The organism is Streptomyces sp. TOM-9 (genome assembly GCF_056858595.1).
Window position 1 is genome coordinate 6,110,342 of the sequence record NZ_JBXEQB010000001.1, and the last position, 15,602, is coordinate 6,125,943.

General features: G+C 73.8%; 16 protein-coding genes. 4 read left to right on the top strand and 12 right to left on the bottom strand.

What is annotated here, in order from left to right:
- The first annotated feature begins 317 nt into the window (after positions 1 to 317).
- Entirely contained in the window at positions 318 to 1,766 is a 1,449-nt protein-coding gene (locus AC1VWI_RS28635; RefSeq protein ID WP_499513877.1) for a sensor histidine kinase, read from the top strand.
- Positions 1,767 to 1,940: 174 nt separating this feature from the next.
- Here AC1VWI_RS28635 and AC1VWI_RS28640 read toward each other — a convergent pair whose 3' ends face one another.
- Positions 1,941 to 2,198: a WhiB family transcriptional regulator gene (locus AC1VWI_RS28640; RefSeq protein WP_018563321.1), complete on the bottom strand. Its 258-nt coding sequence runs from the start codon at positions 2,196 to 2,198 to the stop codon at positions 1,941 to 1,943.
- A 317-nt stretch (positions 2,199 to 2,515) separates the two neighbouring features.
- The gene (locus AC1VWI_RS28645) at positions 2,516 to 3,484 is read right to left on the bottom strand and encodes a diacylglycerol/lipid kinase family protein (RefSeq protein ID WP_499513878.1); all 969 of its coding nucleotides are present in this window, start codon (positions 3,482 to 3,484) and stop codon (positions 2,516 to 2,518) included.
- Between the two features lie 74 nt (positions 3,485 to 3,558).
- Between AC1VWI_RS28645 and AC1VWI_RS28650 the strand changes: the two genes are divergently transcribed.
- Complete coding sequence (locus AC1VWI_RS28650; RefSeq protein WP_499513879.1) at positions 3,559 to 3,981, top strand: hypothetical protein; 423 nt, start codon at positions 3,559 to 3,561, stop codon at positions 3,979 to 3,981.
- A gap of 42 nt (positions 3,982 to 4,023) precedes the next feature.
- Here AC1VWI_RS28650 and AC1VWI_RS28655 read toward each other — a convergent pair whose 3' ends face one another.
- From AC1VWI_RS28655 to AC1VWI_RS28695, 9 genes are all read right to left on the bottom strand, one after another.
- Positions 4,024 to 4,980, bottom strand: coding sequence for an RNA polymerase sigma factor SigF (locus AC1VWI_RS28655; protein ID WP_499516941.1), 957 nt, complete (start codon positions 4,978 to 4,980; stop codon positions 4,024 to 4,026).
- 43 nt (positions 4,981 to 5,023) lie between these two features.
- Entirely contained in the window at positions 5,024 to 5,437 is a 414-nt protein-coding gene (locus AC1VWI_RS28660) for an ATP-binding protein (protein WP_319138557.1), read from the bottom strand.
- A gap of 206 nt (positions 5,438 to 5,643) precedes the next feature.
- The gene (locus AC1VWI_RS28665) at positions 5,644 to 6,153 is read right to left on the bottom strand and encodes a GNAT family N-acetyltransferase (RefSeq protein ID WP_499513880.1); all 510 of its coding nucleotides are present in this window, start codon (positions 6,151 to 6,153) and stop codon (positions 5,644 to 5,646) included.
- A 10-nt stretch (positions 6,154 to 6,163) separates the two neighbouring features.
- Positions 6,164 to 7,054: a 1-aminocyclopropane-1-carboxylate deaminase/D-cysteine desulfhydrase gene (locus AC1VWI_RS28670; RefSeq protein WP_499513881.1), complete on the bottom strand. Its 891-nt coding sequence runs from the start codon at positions 7,052 to 7,054 to the stop codon at positions 6,164 to 6,166.
- A gap of 16 nt (positions 7,055 to 7,070) precedes the next feature.
- Positions 7,071 to 8,588, bottom strand: coding sequence for an ArnT family glycosyltransferase (locus AC1VWI_RS28675; RefSeq protein ID WP_499513882.1), 1,518 nt, complete (start codon positions 8,586 to 8,588; stop codon positions 7,071 to 7,073).
- Between the two features lie 597 nt (positions 8,589 to 9,185).
- A complete protein-coding gene (locus tag AC1VWI_RS28680; RefSeq protein WP_499513883.1) occupies positions 9,186 to 10,247 on the bottom strand; it encodes an NAD(P)H-dependent flavin oxidoreductase in 1,062 nt (353 codons plus the stop codon).
- Positions 10,247 to 10,978 carry a CoA-transferase subunit beta gene (locus tag AC1VWI_RS28685; RefSeq protein ID WP_499513884.1) on the bottom strand — a complete coding sequence of 244 codons (732 nt, stop codon included), beginning with the start codon at positions 10,976 to 10,978 and terminating at the stop codon, positions 10,247 to 10,249. Before AC1VWI_RS28685 ends, AC1VWI_RS28680 begins: the two co-directional genes overlap by 1 nt.
- Complete coding sequence (locus tag AC1VWI_RS28690; protein ID WP_499513885.1) at positions 10,975 to 11,805, bottom strand: CoA transferase subunit A; 831 nt, start codon at positions 11,803 to 11,805, stop codon at positions 10,975 to 10,977. Before AC1VWI_RS28690 ends, AC1VWI_RS28685 begins: the two co-directional genes overlap by 4 nt.
- Positions 11,802 to 12,569, bottom strand: coding sequence for an enoyl-CoA hydratase family protein (locus AC1VWI_RS28695; RefSeq protein WP_499513886.1), 768 nt, complete (start codon positions 12,567 to 12,569; stop codon positions 11,802 to 11,804). The genes AC1VWI_RS28690 and AC1VWI_RS28695 overlap by 4 nt, the downstream gene beginning before the upstream one ends.
- 54 nt (positions 12,570 to 12,623) lie before the next feature.
- Between AC1VWI_RS28695 and AC1VWI_RS28700 the strand changes: the two genes are divergently transcribed.
- Both AC1VWI_RS28700 and AC1VWI_RS28705 read left to right on the top strand, forming a co-directional pair.
- Positions 12,624 to 13,409: an SDR family oxidoreductase gene (locus tag AC1VWI_RS28700; protein ID WP_499513887.1), complete on the top strand. Its 786-nt coding sequence runs from the start codon at positions 12,624 to 12,626 to the stop codon at positions 13,407 to 13,409.
- Complete coding sequence (locus tag AC1VWI_RS28705; protein ID WP_499513888.1) at positions 13,406 to 14,350, top strand: SDR family oxidoreductase; 945 nt, start codon at positions 13,406 to 13,408, stop codon at positions 14,348 to 14,350. The genes AC1VWI_RS28700 and AC1VWI_RS28705 overlap by 4 nt, the downstream gene beginning before the upstream one ends.
- Before the next feature lie 84 nt (positions 14,351 to 14,434).
- On the opposite strand, the gene AC1VWI_RS28710 is transcribed toward AC1VWI_RS28705, so the two are convergent.
- The gene (locus AC1VWI_RS28710) at positions 14,435 to 15,592 is read right to left on the bottom strand and encodes an acetyl-CoA C-acetyltransferase (protein WP_499513889.1); all 1,158 of its coding nucleotides are present in this window, start codon (positions 15,590 to 15,592) and stop codon (positions 14,435 to 14,437) included.
- Positions 15,593 to 15,602 lie beyond the last annotated feature (10 nt).

Below are 15,602 nucleotides of genomic sequence, written 5' to 3' on the forward strand. Positions count from 1 at the left end.
CCGGGACGGGACCCTCAACCCGCCCAGCACCGCAGCCCGGAGCTGCCGTCGGCCCGTGGCACGCGGGATGTGCGGTTCCCGCGGCCCGTCAGGGCCGACCATGAGGCCTGGCGCAGTCAGGGCAGAGAGCGCCGGGGCCTCGCTCCACCCTTCTGTGCGGGAAGGATGGAAGTTCGGTTGTACGTCAATTCTGGACTAGACCACTAACGCCTGTCCACAAGGTGACGCAGTCAGATCATAGGTCGTCGGAGACCTTTGTGGGGACTGGATGACGGCGCCTGCCATGAGCGCGGGATACGCTCATTTGCGTGCCCTCCATGAACGATCTCGTACGCCAGCACACGGACCTCGACGATTCCGATCTCGAGTGGCTCCACCTGCTGGTATCGGAGTGGCAACTGCTCTCCGACCTCTCCTTCGCGGACCTCGTGCTGTGGGTCCCGACGAGTGACGGGACGCGCTACGTCTCCGTCGCCCAGATGCGGCCGAACACCGGCCCGACCTCGTACCAGGACGACATGGTCGGCCACCTGGTGCCGCGCGGCCGGCGCCCGATGCTGGACGCCGCACTCGACGAGGGCCGGATCGTCCGGGAGGGTGACCCGGAGTGGCGCGAGGAGGTCCCGGTCCGGGTCGAGTCCATCCCGGTGCGCCGTGCGGGGCGGGTCCTCGGGGTCATCGCCCGCAACACCAACCTGCTCACCGTGCGGACCCCCAGCCGCCTGGAGCTCACCTACCTGCAGAGCGCGTCCGACCTGGCGCAGATGATCGCGGCGGGCAGCTTCCCGTTCCCCTCCGAGCAGGTCGACATGGACGCCTCGCCGCGGGTCGGCGACGGCCTGATCCGGCTCGACGCCGAGGGCGTCGTCCAGTACGCCAGTCCCAACGCGCTCTCCGCCTACCACCGGCTCGGCCTGGCCGCCGACCTCGTCGGCCACCACCTGGGCTCCGTCTCCGCCGAACTGGCCCCTTCGCGGACCAAGAGCCACGAGGCGCTGGTGACCGTCGCCGGCGGCAAGGCGCCGCGGGAGACCGAGATCGAGGGCAACGGCGGCGTCATCCAGCTGAGGGCGATCCCGCTGAGCCCCAAGGGCACGCACAACGGCTCCCTGGTGCTGCTGCGGGACGTGACCGAGCTGCGCCGCCGGGAGCGCGAGCTGATGACCAAGGACGCCACCATCCGGGAGATCCACCACCGGGTGAAGAACAACCTGCAGACGGTCGCGGCGCTGCTGCGGCTGCAGGCCCGGCGGATGGACTCCGACAAGGGCCGGGAGGCGCTGGAGGAGGCGGTGCGGCGGGTCGGCTCGATCGCGATCGTGCACGAGACCCTGTCGCAGAACCTCGACGAGTGCGTCGAGTTCGACGAGATCGCCGACCGCGTGCTGGCGATGGTCGCCGAGATCTCCCCGGGCAGGGTCACCGCGCGCCGCAGCGGGCGGTTCGGCATCCTGACGGCCGAGGTGGCCACCCCGCTGTCGATGGTCCTCACCGAACTGCTGCAGAACGCCCTGGAGCACGGGTTCGGGCCGGGCGAGCAGGGCACCGTCGAGGTGGCCGCCGAACGGCACGGGCAGAAGCTGGGCATCGCGGTACGGGACGACGGGCGCGGCCTGCCCGCGGAGTTCGACCCGCAGCGGGCCGGCAACCTGGGGCTGCAGATCGTACGGACCCTGGTGGTGGGGGAGTTGGGCGGAAGCTTCGACATGGTCCCGGCCGGGGAACGCGGGACGAAGGTCGTCCTGGAACTGCCGCTGGAGGGCTGAAACCCGTCGAGGTGCTGCGAGTCCGGCGGGTCCGGCGGGTCGGCAGACCTCGCAGGAGCGGGCTCCGGGAACGCCGAAGCCCCGGCTGCTCGGGGAGCGGCCGGGGCTCTTCGCGTCGCGATGCTGCGCGGTTCGGAGGTGCTGCGCGCTGCGGCTCGGGGGTAAGCGAGTGCGTCAGGCGCTGGCGTTGCGGGCGCGGTTGCGGGCGGCGCGGCGCTTCATTGCGCGACGCTCGTCCTCGCTGAGGCCACCCCACACGCCGGCGTCCTGGCCGGTCTCCAGCGCCCACTGCAGGCACTGCTCCATCACGGGGCAGCGGCGGCAGACGGCCTTGGCTTCCTCGATCTGCAGCAGCGCAGGACCGGTGTTGCCGATGGGGAAGAAGAGCTCGGGGTCTTCCTCGCGGCAAACGGCGTTGTGACGCCAGTCCATGGCTGCTCCATCTCCTTGTGTTGCATGTAAGTTGCTTGTGAATGTGAACGCTTTCACGAATCCTCAGACACGACACGGGACATCGCCCAGTCTCCTGGTGCGGTCCCGCGGGGGTGTGGTGAGGATTCCGGCTACCGAGGACGCCCGATGAGCGGCTGTCCCGATCGCCAGGAAGAGCCTCGCAAACCTGGGCTGCGGATACAACCCCTTCCGAAAAGTTTTTTTTGAATCCTCGGTGTCGGCTCCGTCACAGCCGTACTTCCATGGGGTGTAGGGCAGCCTAAACGTTCGAGTGAAAGGACTTTATGTCCTTCTGCTTACACAATCACACGCAGTGCACGGCGTACGCCTGTGAAGGTTGCGCTCATTCGCAGTCCCAGGTGGTCTCCGTCCACCTGGAACGGCAGTGGCGCCTGCGAATGCAAGGTGAAGTCCGTCAGATCGTGCAGGGAGGTCGCGTGCTTGCCCTGCGGCCCGCGCTCCGGGGTCGAACGGAGCAGCTGGGTGGCGTAGCGGGTGACCGCCGTGCTGGTCAGCCGGGAGAGTCCCAGCACGTCGAGGGCGGTGTCGAAGGACGCGCGCGGCGAGGCGTAGATCGGGCGGTTGCCCAGGTAGGTCCACGGCGCGGTGTTGCACACCAGGGCCAGCACGAGGTCGGTCACCGGGTCCTCACCCGGCCGGTCCAGGGTGATCGCACCGGCGCGCCGGTTCGGCTCGGTGAGGAACTGGCGCACGACCTGGCGTATGTAGAGCGCGTGGGTGGAGCGCTTGCCGTGCTCGCGCTGCTGTTCCACCCGTCCCACGACGCCCGCGTCGAATCCCAGCCCGGCGCAGAAGGTGAACCAGCGCGCCGGCACCCCCTCGTCCTCCGTGCCCGGGGTGCCGCTCACCAGGCCCAGGCCGACCGTGCGGGAGCTGCGCTCGCGCAGCGCGTCCAGCAGCGCGCCGGTCGCCTCCACGGCGTCGTTGGGCAGCCCCAGGGCGCGCGCGAACACGTTCGTGGACCCGCCGGGCACCACCGCGAGCTTCGGCAGGCCGTCGGGGTCGGGGCCGTTGTGCAGCAGACCGTTGACCACCTCGTTGACCGTGCCGTCCCCGCCCAGGGCGACGACCAGCTCGATCTCCCCGCCCTCCGCGGCCTGCCGCGCGAGGTCGCGGGCGTGGCCGCGGTACTCGGTCGCGGCGACCTCCAGCTTCAGGTCGCTGGCGAGCGCGTGCGCGAGTACGTCACGCGTCCGGGCGCTGGTGGTGGTGGCGGCTGGGTTGACCACGAGAAGGGCGCGCATGCCCGCCAGGGTACCTACCGGGCGGTACCGGGCCGCACCCCTGGTGGCCCGGATACGGCGGCTACCCTGCTGGGGTGAGTGGCAACGAGAAGCCCGCGCAGCCGGGCCGTACGCGCCGCCTCGCGGCGGCGGCCGCGGTCGCGGCACTGGAAGGCGCCGCGCTGGCGGCCTGGGGGATCGCGATGCTGGCCCTAGGGATCCTCGGCGACCCCGACAGCCCGCGCCAGGCGGAGGCCGGAGGCGTGACCGTCCTCGCCCTGGCGGCCATGCCGCTGGCGGCCGCGTACGGGCTCTGGCACGCGCGCCGCTGGAGCCGCGGCCCCGCGCTGATCATCCAGCTCGTCGCGCTCCCCGTCGCCTGGAGCATGGTGCAGGCGGGCGGCGTCATGATCGCCGCCGGTGCCGCGCTGGGAGTGGCCGCCGTCGCCGAGCTGGTGCTCCTGGTCCACCCCGCGGCCACCGACGCCCTCGGGATCGGGCGTACGGCGGAGCAGTGAGCCGCGGCGCCCGGGGGCGCCGCCGTCACCTCCGCCGTCCCGTCACTCCTCGACCAGGAGTTTGTCGCGCAGCTGGGCCAGCGTCCGGGCCAGCAGCCGGGAGACGTGCATCTGGGAGATGCCGACCTCCTGGGCGATCTGCGACTGGGTCATGTTCCCGAAGAAGCGCAGCAGCAGGATCTTCTTCTCGCGCGGCGGCAGCTGCTCCAGCAGCGGCTTGAGCGACTCCCGGTACTCCACGCCCTCCAGCGCGTCGTCCTCGGCGCCGAGGGTGTCGGCGACGGCCGGCGACTCGTCGTCGGTGTCGGGCACGTCCAGGGAGAGCGTGCTGTAGGCGTTGGCGGATTCGAGGCCCTCCAGGACCTCCTCCTCCGTGATCTTCAGGTGCTCGGCCAGCTCGTGCACCGTCGGGGCCCGCCCGTGCTGCTGCGAGAGCTCGCCGGTCGCCGTCGTGAGGGCGAGCCGCAGCTCCTGCAGACGGCGCGGGACGCGCACCGCCCAGCCCTTGTCGCGGAAGTGCCGCTTGATCTCGCCGACGACGGTGGGGGTCGCGTAGGTGGAGAACTCCACCCCGCGGTCCACGTCGAAGCGGTCCACGGACTTGATCAGCCCGATCGTGGCGACCTGGGTGAGGTCGTCGAGCGGCTCGCCCCGGTTGCGGAAGCGCCGGGCGAGGTGCTCGACCAGCGGCAGGTGCATGCGGACCAGCCGGTTGCGCAGCTCGGCGCGCTCCGGGGAGCCCGGGGGGAGCTTGCTGAGCTCCACGAAGAGCGCCCGGGCCCCGGCCCGGTCGTGGGTCTCGTGGTGCCCGTGCTGCTCCTGCCCGTGGTCCTGTTCCTGCTGTTCCTGCTGCTCCTGCGCCATGCGATCCGCCCGATCCGCCTGATCCGTCTGCCCGGCCGCGTCACTGCTCCCGAGGCCGGACACGGGCCCGGTACCGGGATGCGGCCGCGCCTCCTGGCGCCGCGCCGCAGGGGCGGGTACGGGGCGGCCCCGCACCCCCGGCGTGCTGCCTTCCAGATCGTTCACGGCGATTCCCCCGTTACAGCTGTCCCGGTCCGGCACCGCGCTTCTTGTGCAGGGCGATGCTCACGGTCTTGTCGTCGGCCACGCTGGAGTCCACCTCGCCGGCCAGCGCGGACAGCACGGTCCAGGCGAAGGTGTCGCGCTCCGGGGCGCGGCCGTCAGTGGTGGGCGCCGACACGGTCACCCACAGGGCGTCCCCGACCAGGCGGAAGACGCAGCTCAGCACGGACCCCGGGACGGCCTGCTGGAGCAGGATGGCGCACGCCTCGTCCACGGCGATGCGCAGGTCTTCGATCTCGTCGAGGGTGAAGTCCAAGCGGGCCGCAAGTCCTGCCGTCGCCGTACGCAGCACCGACAGGTAGGCCCCCGCCGCGGGCAGCCGGACCTCGACGAAGTCCTTCGACCCGGGCTCGCCTGCGATCTGGGACACCCTCACCTCCAAGGTGGCACACGCACTGCCCACATCGGCATTGCACTGGATCTGATTCGGTTCGCCAGCGACGCTATCGCGATCCGTACCCCGGTGTCGCCCGGACGGAGCACGGTCGCCGCCATGAATGAGCCCTGACCCGGCACCCCATGGCTGTCACCCATAGTAGGCGCACGAGCACGCAACGTCGCTAGTGGTCGGCGGTGTCAAATCGAAAGAGATGTCGCTTTGTTGACACGTGCCTGCTCAGCGAGGGCACGAAGGGGGTCGCCGGTCAGTCGTTGCACCGTCCATTCGTCCTGGGGGCGGGCGCCCATCGCACGGTAGAAGGCGAGGGACGGCTCGTTCCAGTCCAGCACGGACCATTCGAAACGTTCGTAGCCCCGTTCCACGCATATGGCGGCGAGTCCGGCGAGCAGGGCCTTGCCGTGGCCGCCGCCGCGCGCAGAGGGGCGCACGTACAGGTCCTCCAGGTAGACGCCGTGGGTCCCGGTCCAGGTGGAGAAGTTCCGGAACCACAGCGCGAAGCCCACGGGCGTGCCCAGGGCGTCGTCCTCGGCCAGGAGCGCGAAGACGGCCGGATCCGGGCCGAAGAGCGCGTCGTGGAGCTGCTGCGTGGTGGCCCGCGCGCTGTCCGGCTCCCGTTCGTACTCCGCGAGTTCGCGGATCATCGCGTGGATCTCCGGGACGTCGGCAGGTGTCGCGGCTCGGATCATGCCAGCAAGGCTAACCGGTCGGCCGCCCGGTCACGACGGCCACGACCGTCGTCCCGGGCGCGAAGGCACCTTCCTGCGCCAGCGAGAACAGGCCGTGGAGCATCTTCGCGACGTAGACGGGGTCCGGGACGAAACCGTGCCGCGTGCCGAAGTCCGCCGCGAACGCATGGAGCTCGGGCGAGGTGCGGGCGTAGCCGCCGTGGTGGAAGCGGTCGTCCAGCAGCCAGGACCCGCGCGGCCCGCCGAACGCCGCCTCCTGGAGGCGGCGTATCTCCCCGGCCAGGAACCCGCCGCCCTTGAGGACCGGGAACCCGATGACCCGCTGCCCCGGATCCAGACCGGCCGCCAGGCCCGCCAGGGTGCCGCCCGTCCCGCAGGCCACGCCCACGACGTCCGCCCTGCCGCGCAGCTCCTCGCCGAGCGCCACGCAGCCCCGTGCGGCGAGCGCGTTGCTGCCGCCCTCGGGGAGGACGTAGGCGGGCCCCAGACGGTCCAGGAGGGCCGCCAGGACCTCAGGTTCGTCCTTGCGGCGGTAGGTGCCCCGGTCGACGAAGTGAAGCCGCATGCCGTCGGCGGCGGCCCGCGCGAGGGAGGGGTTGAGCGGGCGCCCGGCCAGCTCGTCGCCGCGGACGACGCCCGTGGTGGCGATGCCGAGCAGCCGGCCCGCGGCGGCGGTGGCGCGCAGGTGGTTGGAGTAGGCGCCGCCGAAGGTCAGCAGGCGGCGGTGGCCGCCGTCGAAGGCGGCCCGCAGGTTGAGGTGGAGCTTGCGCCACTTGTTGCCCGGCAGGTCGGGGTGGATCAGGTCGTCCCGCTTGACGAGCATCCGGACGCCGCGCCCGGCCAGCCGCTCGTCGTCGCGCAGCTCGACCAGCGGGGAGGGCAGGCGGACGTCCGGGATCACCCGTCCATTGTGGCCGTCACCTGGGCGAGAGGTGGACGCGGTAGCCCTGGTGGTAGTTCAGGTCCGGCAGCGGGTGGGAGGGCCAGTCACGCGCGTACGCGGGCGGTTGCCCGCCCCGCGGGGTGAGGACGGCGACGGGCTGGGTGCGGGCCAGGCGCAGGATGCCGGCCGGGGTCAGGTTCTCGTTGTTCCCCGCGGTCTGGCCGGAGGCGCAGCGTGCCTGGTAGCCGACGGGCGTCGCCATCGGCCCGGTCACCAGGCACGGCGGGCGCACCCCCAGCCGGTTCAGTTCCGCGGCCATGCGGGCGTAGTCCTCGTTGCCGATGGTCGAGCTGCGCACCGCGCGGTGGAGCACGATCTGCTGGGTGACGAGCTGCGCGAGCACGACGGCGACCACGGCGCCGGTGACGGCCGGGCGCAGCGCCGGCCGTACCCGCGCGGGGAGCAGGAGGAGGCACTGGGCCGCGGGCAGGGCGAGCAGGGCGTACGCGGGGAGCAGGAAGCGCGGTGCGGCGTAGTCGATGAGCACCAGATAGGGCAGCGCAAGGGACAGGCCGCACACCGCCGGCAGGAACCGCGCCCCGGGCGCCTGCCCCTCGCGGCGCGGCGCGAGGGCGACCCCGGCCGCCACCAGGACGGGCAGGGCGAACCACCACACGGCGTCCCCCTTGTGCTGCCAGACGGCGTCGCAGGGGCGGCACAGTGTGTGCGACGCGTCCAGGGTGCTGAGCTGGTCGGCGAAGGCCAGGTGCCAGCCGAGGCCGCCCTCGATGGCGTTCGCGCGGTCCATCCGGGCCAGGATGCCGCCGTAGCTGGTGAACGCCTCGACCACCCACTGGGCGCCGCCCAGCAGCACCCCGGCCGCGATGGCCGCGAGCAGCACCGGCCGGCGCCGGCCGCGCACGAAGAGCGCGGCGACGCCCAGGGGCAGGGCCAGCCAGGCGGCGTCGTGCGGGCGCAGCAGGGTCAGCGCGGCGAACGCCACCGCCAGGCCGGCGAGTGCGCCCCGGCCGGTGTGGCCCGGCGCCGCCGCGTGCAGGTAGCAGCCCACCGCGATCAGGGCCACCAGCGCGACCCAGAGGTTGGGCATCGCCTGGGGGCCGTACAGCAGGGTCACCCACAGCCCGGTGAAGAGCAGCCCGGCCAGCGCCACCACCCGGGTGCCGAGCAGCGGCCGCCACAGCCACAGGGCCAGGAACAGGGCCGCGCCCGACAGGACCGCCAGATAGACCCGGAGCGCGAGGGTCGACGCGGTCAGCAGCGCGATCGGCGCGACGAGGACCGGCACGCCCCGGGAGCGGGGCGCGCTGAAGAAGGCCGAAGGGATGTCCGGGGAGACCTGGCTGACGTAGACCGACTCGTCCCAGCCGAGGCCCATGCCGGGCGCGACGACCAGGAGGAGCTGGACCACGGTGAAGAGCGCCGCCAGGGAGGCGAGCAGATGGACCTCGGAGTGCGGGCGGCTGCGCGGCGGTGCGGCGTGGCGCGCGCGGGGCCGGGCATCCGGTGACGTCAGCTCATGCGTCGTCGCCATAGTGCGTCATGGCAACAGCCGTGGCGCACGTGATCAAGGCGGCGCGCCGCTCCCCCGGGGCGGCTCGACCGGTGGGGTGAGCGCCGCCGGGCCCGTTCGCCCGGGTGGCGCCGCCGGCGGCGACGACGGGAGACGTGGCGCCTTCGCCGGTCCGTGTGCGGGGCCGCTCCGCTCGGCCGGGCCATGAGGGGTGGCGTGCCCGTCGCAGCGGGCCTCCCTCGGCCCTGGCAGCGCTCGCGGCGCGTCTGGGCCCCGGGCCGTGGGCATCGGTGACCTCGTAGGCCGGCAGCCGCGGCGGGAGCATCGCCGGGATCGGCTGGGTCTGCTCGGCGAGGCCCTTGGCGGCGAGGACGAGCTCTTGCGCAAGTTCGGCGGGCGCCCACGGTGCCCGGGGCATTGCCGCCGTCGCGGAGTCGGCTGCGGCATGCGGCTGCAGCCGCGATGGTGCTGGGGCCGGGCGTCGTCGGCGGCCGGAAAGGGCACGGGGGCCTGCACGCCGGGGACGCGTGGTCGTCCGTGAGGGTGGCGTCAGCGGTCCGCGGGTACCGCTTTGCCGTCGCGTGGCCGGGCGGCCGCGAGGGGGCCCGCCACGGGCCCTCAGGCGGGCGTGGCGAGGGAGGCCAGCCGGGCGAGGGCGTCCTCGGCGTCGGCCATGACGCGAGCGACGAGTTCCGCGCAGGAGGGCAGGTCGCCGATCACGCCCGCGACCTGCCCGGCGGCCATCACCCCCAGGTCCGGGCGGCCGTCGACCATCGCGGACTTCAGCATCATCGGCGTGCCGGCGGCGAGCAGGGTCTGACTCCAGGTCAGCTTTCTGCCGTGCCGCATCGCCAGGCCGTCGCGGACCATGGCGCGCGGGCCCATCCCCGAGACGCGGCGGAAGGCCGCCGCGTGCCGCAGGGCCCGCAGCAGGGCGGCCGCCTTCCCCGAGCGCTCCAGGGCGGCCACCAGGTCGGTGCGGAGCATGCGGTGCGGCAGCCCGTCGACGCGGTCGGTGACGACGACGTCCCGCACGGACGCGGCCAGGTAGCGGGCCTTGACCGGGTCGGGCACCGGGCTGTCGGAGGTGAGCAGGAAGCGGGTCCCCATACCGACGCCCGCCGCACCGTACGCGAGGGCGGCCGCCAGGCCGCGGCCGTCGAAGAAGCCGCCCGCCGCGATCACGGGGATGCCGACGGCGTCCACGACCTGCGGCAGCAGCACCGTGGTGGCGACGTGCCCCGTGTGGCCGCCGCCCTCGGCGCCCTGCACCATCACGGCGTCCGCGCCCCAGGCGGCGACCTTCTCGGCGTGCCGCCGCGCGCCGACGGAGGGGATGACGACCACCCCCGCGTCCTTGAGACGGCCGATGAGTTCACGGGTGGGGGCCAGCGCGAAGGAGGCGACGCGGACGTCCTCCTCGACGATGATGCGCACCCTTTCCGCGGCGTCGCCCGCGTCCGCCCGCAGGTTGACCCCGAACGGCGCCCCCTCGGTGCGCTCCCGTACCTCCCGCACAGCCCGGCGCAGATGCTCCGGGCTCATGGTGGCCGAGGCGAGGATGCCGAGCGCGCCGGCGTTCGCCGTCGCCGACACCAGGCGGGGACCGGCGACCCAGCCCATGCCGGTCTGCACCAGGGGGTGGCGGACCCCGACGAGCCGGGTCAGCGCGGTCTCCATCAGGCCCGCACCTCCCGCTCCCGCAGCCCCTCGGGGTCGAGGACGGTACGGATCAGCCGCAGTTCCTCGGCGCCGGGCGCGCGGGTGCGCGGCGGGTCCGCGGGGAGCGGCAGCGGGAAGCCGGTGGCCTCCTGGAGGGCGGCCGGGCTCACCCCGGGGTGCAGGGACCGGACGCGCATGGTGCGTTCGGGGGTCTCGAAGTCGAAGACGCCGAGGTCGCTGACGACCCGCCGGATGTCGTGGAACCGGGTGGCGGACGGGCCGGCGGCGGCCGCCCTGTCGTGGCCGACGCCGCACACCATGTCGACGCGTTCGACGAAGACGCGGGGCGAATGCCGCGGCACCCAGTAGCTGGTCGGGTTGTTGAGCGTGTTGACGGGCGCGCCCCGCACCCCCAGCAGCTGCCGGGTGGGACGCCGCCAGTCGCCGATGCAGGAGATGTTCTGGTTGCCGTACCGGTCGAGCTGGCTCGCGCCCATCATGACGTGCCGCCGCCCGCCGGTGACCAGCGCCAGGTGCTGCCGGTAGGGCAGCCAGCCCTCCACCTCGCCCGCCGCGTCCAGGAGGAGGGCCTCACCGTCGGTGAGCAGCAGGCCGGGTGCGAAGGTCAGCCGGGCCAGCCGCGCGCCCAGGGAGGGGATCAGCCCCATGGGGGCGGCCAGCACCTCGCCGTCGCCACGCCACGCCTCGGCGCAGGCGACGACGGCGTATTCGGCGCGGGTGGGGTTCACGGCCGTTCCTTCCCCGCGCCGGACACCAGACGTTCCGCGAAGGCCGTCCAGGCGTCGGGATCGGCGGCGGCCCGGGCGTACTCCCGCTGGACGTCCTCGTCGCGGTCGTAGTCGGGGACGCAGGAGGTGAAGTGCGCTCCGTGCGGGGCCTCGACGACCCCGGTGACGAACTGCCGCTTCACCAGAAGGGACTGGGGGCCGGCCGCCTTGAGCAGGTCGGCGGTGTCCACGACGCGTTCGCACGACACATAGGCGGTGTCCGCCGCCTCGCAGAACAGGTCGTCGAAGTACGGGTCGGGGCCGAGGTACTGGCCGTTGCCGCGGGCGTCGGCGCGGTTGAGGTGCACCAGGGCGGCGTCCAGGTGCAGCGCGGGGACGGCGACCAGCTCCTCCCCGTCGTCGTAGGGCGAGGTGACCGTCCGCAGCCAGGGGTTGACCCGCATCACGTCGGAGCCGAGCCCGGCGCGCACCGGCAGGAAGGGCAGCCGGTGGGCGGCCGCGGTCAGGCCCCACATCATCATGGCCTCGTCCAGCTCGCCGAGTTCCAGGGCGCCGCGTTGCCGGGCGGCGCGGAAGTGCGGTTCGAGCGGGATCGAGTCCAGGGTGACGAAGGCGGTGACCAGCCTGCGGATCCGGCCCGCCGCGGCCAGCAGGCCGACGTCCGGGCCCCCGAAGGAGACGACCGTCAGGTCCGTGACGCCGGACCGCAGGAGGGCCGTCACCAGGGCCATCGGCTTGCGGCGGGAGCCCCAGCCGCCGATGCCGACGGTCATCCCGGAGCGGAGCTCGGCCGCCACCTCGTCCGCGGTCATGAGCTTGTCGCTCATCGTCGCCCCCCGGACCCGGACGCGGAACCGGACACGAAGGCGTCGCGGTGCCGGTCCGCGACGCCACTGAGGTTGGCCTCGAAGGTGAAGCCCTGTTCGAAGCGGTAGCTGCGGCGGACGTCGACGGGGTCGATGCCGTTGATGGCGGCCTTGGCGAGGCGGAGCAGCTCGCCGTCCTTGGCCGCGATCTCGCGGGCGAGGGCGAGGGCCGCGGCGTCGAGTTCCCCGCGGGGCACGACCTGCCAGACCGAGCCGTGGCGGTGGAGTTCGGCGGCGGTGACCGTGCGGGAGGTGAAGTAGAGCGTGCGCATCAAGTGCTGGGGGACCAGCCGCGCGAGGTGGGTGGCCGCGCCCAGGGCGCCGCGGTCCAGCTCGGGCAGGCCGAAGGAGGCGTCCTCGGCGGCGACGACGGCGTCCGCGTTGCCGACCAGACCGACACCACCGCCCAGGCAGTGCCCCTGCACGGCGGCGACGACCGGCACCTCGCACTCGTAGACGGCGGCGAAGGCCTCGTAGCAGCCGCGGTTGGCGCCGATCAGGGCCGTGTGGCCCGCGGTGCGCTGCATCTCCTTCAGGTCGACGCCCGCGTTGAAGCCGCGGCCCTTGGCGCGCAGGACGACGCAGCGGGTGCCCGGGTCGCGGCCGGCGGCGCGCAGGGCGTCCGCCAGTTCGTACCAGCCGCTTACGGGAAGGGCGTTGACCGGCGGGTGGTCGACGGTGACGGCGGCGACGCCGGGTTCGGGGTGCGCGGTGGAGACAGTCATCCGTGGATCAGCTACCTTTCCACCAAACGTTTGTTAGGGGAAAGGTACTCCGGCGTGAGCATGACTGTCGATCTGTCGGACCGGGTCGCCGTCGTCACCGGCGGCACGCGCGGGGTCGGCGCCGGCATCGCCCGTGCGTTCGCGGAGGCCGGCGCCCGCGTCGTGGTCTGCGCCCGCCGCCCGCCGCCCGGGCCGCCGCCCGACGGAGCCGACTTCCGGGCGGTGGACCTGCGCGATCCGGGCGCCACCGCGGGGGTCCTCGACACGGTGGCGGAGACCTACGGGCGCATCGACGTCCTGGTCAACAACGCGGGCGGGACGCCCTACCGGCTGCTCGGCGAGGCGGGACCCGAACGGCACGCGCGGGTAGTCGAGCTCAATCTGCTGGCGCCGCTCAACGCCTCGCTCGCCGCCCATCAGGTGATGGCCCGTCAGCAAGAGGGTGGCGCGGTCGTGATGATCGGCAGCGTCAGCGGCGGCCGCCCCTCACCGGGAACGGCGGCCTACGGCGCGGCCAAGGCGGGCCTGGAGAGCCTGGCCCGCTCCATGGCCGTCGAATGGGCCCCGCTGATCCGCGTCAACACCCTGGTGCTCGGCATGGTCCGCACCGAGTCGTCGCACCTGCACTACGGGGACGAGGACGGCGTCGCCGCCGTGGAGCGCACGGTGCCGCTCGGGCGGCTCGCGGAGCCGGTGGAGGTGGGGGACGCCTGTGTCTTCCTCGCCTCCGAGCGGGCCCGTTACATCAGCGGCGCCAGCCTGCACCTGCACGGCGGCGGCGAGGCCCCGGTGTTCCTCACCGCGGCCGGGTACGGAAGGGGAGCGGGATGGGCGGGATGACCGCACAGGGCGGCGCCACGACGGGGGTCTGCGCCGGGCGCGTGGTCGCCGTCACCGGTGCGGGGCGCGGGCTGGGCCGGGCGCACGCCCTGGCGTTCGCCGCCGAGGGCGCCCGGGTCGTGGTCAACGACCTCGGCGGCGGGCCGGACGGCGCCGGGAGTTCGGCCGCGCCCGCCCACGAGGTGGCGGCCGAGATCCGTGCCCGGGGCGGCGAGGCCGTCGTGCACGACGGCGACATCGCCACCCCGCAGGGGGCGGCGTCCCTCGTCGCCACCGCACTGGAGGCGTTCGGGCGGCTGGACACCCTGGTCAACAACGCGGGATTCCTGCGTGACCGGATGCTCGTCAACCTGGACGAGGACGACTGGAACGCCGTCCTGCGGGTCCATCTCACCGGCCACTTCCTGCCGCTGCGGCACGCGGCCGCGCACTGGCGGGCCGAGACCCGCGCGGGCCGCACCCCTGACGCGCGGATCGTCACCACCACGTCCGGTGCCGGGCTGCTGGGCAGCGTCGGGCAGGGCAACTACGCGGCCGCCAAGGCGGGCGTCGTCGGCCTGACCCTGGTGGCCGCCGCGGAGCTGGCGCGGTACGGGGTACGGGTCAACGCCGTCGCCCCGGCGGCCCGGACCCGGATGACCGAGGCGGTCTTCGCCGAGGCCATGGCCGCGCCCGGGGCAGGCGCCTTCGACGCCATGGCGCCGGGGAACGTCTCGCCGCTCGTCGTCTGGCTCGGGTCGGCCGCCTCGGCCGGTGTCACGGGGCGGGTCTTCGAGGCCGAGGGCGGCCGCATCACGGTCATGGAGGGCTGGCGGCCGGGGCCGACCGCCGACCGGGGCGCCCGCTGGACGCCCGCGGAGGCGGGGGAGGCCGCCGTGAAGCTGCTCGCGGCGGCGGAGCCCCCCGGGCGGGTGTACGGGGCGCGGGCGGAGGGGGAGTGACGCGGGGGCGGTGGCACGGGCCCCCACGTCGCGGTGCGGTCGCGCCGATACCGCGCTCGGCCTCCCGGTCGTCCGGCCGGCGGGTCAGAGCCGTTCGATGATCGTGACGTTGGCCTGGCCGCCGCCCTCGCACATTGTCTGCAGTCCGAAGCGCCCGCCGGTGCGCTCCAGTTCGTGCAGGAGGGTGGTCATCAGCTTCACGCCGGTGGCGCCGAGCGGGTGGCCCAGCGCGATGGCGCCGCCGTTGACGTTGACCCGGCCGGGGTCGGCGCCGGTCTCCTTGAGCCAGGCCAGGACGACGGGGGCGAAGGCCTCGTTGATCTCGACCAGGTCGATGTCGTCGATGGTCATCCCGGTCTTCTTCAGGGCGTGCGCGGTCGCCGGGATGGGCGCGGAGAGCATGCGGATGGGGTCCTCGCCGCGCACCGACAGGTGGTGGACCCGCGCCCGCGGGGTGAGCCCGTGCTCGCGGACCGCGCGCTCGGAGGCGATGAGCATGGCGGCGGCCCCGTCCGAGACCTGGGAGGACAGGGCCGCGGTCAGCCGCCCGCCCTCCACCAGGGGTTTGAGGCCGGCCATCTTCTCCGCAGTGGTGTCGCGGCGCGGGCCCTCGTCGGTGGTCACACCGGCGTAGGGGGTGAGTTCGCGGTCGAAGCGGCCCCCGTCGATCGCGGCGACCGCCCGCCGGTGGGAGCGCAGCGCGAACTCCTCCATGGCCTTACGGGTGATGCCCCACTTCGCGGCGATGAGCTCCGCGCCGTGGAACTGGCTCACCGGGGTGCTCCCGTAGCGGGCGCGCCAGCCCTCGGAGCCGGAGAACGGGCCCGCGGTCAGGCCGAGCGGTTCGACGGCCCGGTGGTTGGCGTAGCCGATGGGGATGGCCGACATGTTCTGGACTCCGCCCGCCACGACGAGGTCCTGGGTGCCGGACAGCACGCCCTGGGCGGCGAAGTGGACGGCCTGCTGGGAGGAGCCGCACTGGCGGTCGACGGTCACGCCGGGGACCTCCTCGGGCAGCCCGGCCGCCAGCCAGCTGGTGCGGGCGATGTCGCCCGCCTGCGGGCCGACCTGGTCGAGGCAGCCGAAGACGACGTCCTCGACTGCGGCCGGGTCGACCCCGCAGCGTTCCACCAGCGCCTTCAGTACATGGGCGCCGAGGTCGGCGGGGTGGACCGCGGACAGCCCGCCGCCGCGCCGGCCGACCGGGGTGCGGACCGCTTCGACGATGTAGGCCTCGGCCATGACTGCTCCT

Coding starts and splice junctions, on each gene's coding strand:
- AC1VWI_RS28675 (WP_499513882.1), bottom strand. CDS start 8,588: ATGGCGACGACGCATGAGCTGACGTCACCGGATGCCCGGCCCCGCGCG.
- AC1VWI_RS28645 (WP_499513878.1), bottom strand. CDS start 3,484: ATGCGCGCCCTTCTCGTGGTCAACCCAGCCGCCACCACCACCAGCGCC.
- AC1VWI_RS28665 (WP_499513880.1), bottom strand. CDS start 6,153: ATGATCCGAGCCGCGACACCTGCCGACGTCCCGGAGATCCACGCGATG.
- AC1VWI_RS28695 (WP_499513886.1), bottom strand. CDS start 12,569: ATGACTGTCTCCACCGCGCACCCCGAACCCGGCGTCGCCGCCGTCACC.
- AC1VWI_RS28705 (WP_499513888.1), top strand. CDS start 13,406: ATGACCGCACAGGGCGGCGCCACGACGGGGGTCTGCGCCGGGCGCGTG.
- AC1VWI_RS28640 (WP_018563321.1), bottom strand. CDS start 2,198: ATGGACTGGCGTCACAACGCCGTTTGCCGCGAGGAAGACCCCGAGCTC.
- AC1VWI_RS28690 (WP_499513885.1), bottom strand. CDS start 11,805: ATGAGCGACAAGCTCATGACCGCGGACGAGGTGGCGGCCGAGCTCCGC.
- AC1VWI_RS28680 (WP_499513883.1), bottom strand. CDS start 10,247: ATGGAGACCGCGCTGACCCGGCTCGTCGGGGTCCGCCACCCCCTGGTG.
- AC1VWI_RS28635 (WP_499513877.1), top strand. CDS start 318: ATGAACGATCTCGTACGCCAGCACACGGACCTCGACGATTCCGATCTC.
- AC1VWI_RS28710 (WP_499513889.1), bottom strand. CDS start 15,592: ATGGCCGAGGCCTACATCGTCGAAGCGGTCCGCACCCCGGTCGGCCGG.